A 1563-nucleotide genomic window follows, 5' to 3' on the forward strand; every position below is an offset into this window, starting at 1 on the left:
ATATTAAATACAACTTAAAAAATTATTCAAAATTGATCAATATTCTAAATCAAAATTTTAAAACAAATTAACTGCTCTTTTCCTTTAAAAAAACTAAAGTTAAATTAAACGTATTTTGGCTGGCATCTTTTCCCAAAAAAAATTGATATTCATGGATTAACCATTCTTTTGAGTCAGGGTAAAATACAGGGACAACAGAAACATTGTTTTTTTTCAATGCATCAACAAATGGAGCTGACTGAGTTTTTGTTAAAAAATCCTTATTTCCACCACTAATAAATACTGGTGGATAATCTGATGTAATGTGTTGAATCGGAGAAATTTGTTTTAGAAACTCAAGATTGTCTTTCTGATTACCGGTATATGCTTGAACCATATTATTGACTCCCCATTCGATAATGGAAATCTCATCAGGTGCTGTAGTAATGAATGATGCCATATCATAAATACCACAATGTAAAATCAGTCCCTTTAACTGCTTGGCTGTAATCAAGGGAACAAAGTCTGATGATCGGGCAAAAACTGGATTTGTTAATAAGGCTGCGTAGTGGCTCACCATATTTGCGCCAGCCGAATCACCCGCAAGAAAAATTGACTGTGCATCAAGATTATATTGCTCTGCATGTCGCGTAATATATTGTAAAGCCTGATTAATTTGATGCAGCTGAGTTGGATAAACAACCTCAGGTGCTAATTGATAATCAATAGAAATAACGTTATATCCCTGTGCTGCAAGAAGTTTATAATAACCTCGGGCATTGTCTTTCGCTCCTGAAACCCATCCTCCCCCATGTACCCATACGATTACAGGACGTTTTCCCAAGATTTCTATATTTTCAGGTTGATACAAATCAAAATTTAAAACCGGATTTTCTTGATATTGAATATTATTTTGAACATGTACATTTTCTGGTGCATATTTATCCATCATAAAACGCTGAAAATGTGTTGATGTATTAAATGCTCCTGCAATCACTTTACTATTGGTCTTCACATTTTGACATGCACTTAAACTAATACTGGTCGCAATTAATAAACTATAGACTGTGATTTTAAGTGCTTTGGACATATGCTAAAGTTCTCTAACTACAACTGTTTTTGCCATTTTATCATGCCAGCCTTGTTTTTTTGAATCGAATGCAATCCAGAAATACCCGATACAAAATACGATCGCCGAAACGATATAGCCAAGATAGCGAATAATCCCCTGCGTTATACTTATTTTGTTTCCTGTCGCTTCATCAAGCACTTTTAAACGTAATAAAAGTTTACCTGGAGTTCCAGAGCATTTTACCCAAAAAATGATATAAACAACTGCACAAAGTAATTGCCACGCAAGTTCAGAAATAGAAATTTGTGGCTGAATTTCTTCTACACCACTACCAGTTGCGTCTAAAATTATGGAAAGAGGAATTAATATCGCCAGTAAAATAATTGTATCGATAATTGTGGCCAATAAACGAATCCAGAAGCCCGCATATTCGTATTTATAATCCATAAAAAACCTACTTTTTGAATGAAAATTTATCTTTTGCTTATCTTTTTATCCTAAACAATTTTAAC

The 1563-nt window shown here is 33.5% G+C and carries 2 protein-coding genes; both read right to left on the reverse strand.

Features of this window, described 5'->3' with window-relative positions; translation table 11 throughout:
* Window positions 1–67: 67 nt before the first annotated feature.
* Complete coding sequence (locus KPC_RS19655) at window positions 68–1069, reverse strand: alpha/beta hydrolase (protein WP_121975985.1); 1002 nt, start codon at window positions 1067–1069, stop codon at window positions 68–70.
* Window positions 1070–1072: 3 nt separating this feature from the next.
* Window positions 1073–1498: an RDD family protein gene (locus tag KPC_RS19660; protein ID WP_121975986.1), complete on the reverse strand. Its 426-nt coding sequence runs from the start codon at window positions 1496–1498 to the stop codon at window positions 1073–1075.
* Window positions 1499–1563: the final 65 nt, after the last annotated feature.

Source organism: Acinetobacter stercoris, from assembly GCF_900323515.1.
Taxonomy (GTDB): domain Bacteria; phylum Pseudomonadota; class Gammaproteobacteria; order Pseudomonadales; family Moraxellaceae; genus Acinetobacter; species Acinetobacter stercoris.

Coding starts and splice junctions, on each gene's coding strand:
- KPC_RS19655 (WP_121975985.1), bottom strand. CDS start 1,069: ATGTCCAAAGCACTTAAAATCACAGTCTATAGTTTATTAATTGCGACC.
- KPC_RS19660 (WP_121975986.1), bottom strand. CDS start 1,498: ATGGATTATAAATACGAATATGCGGGCTTCTGGATTCGTTTATTGGCC.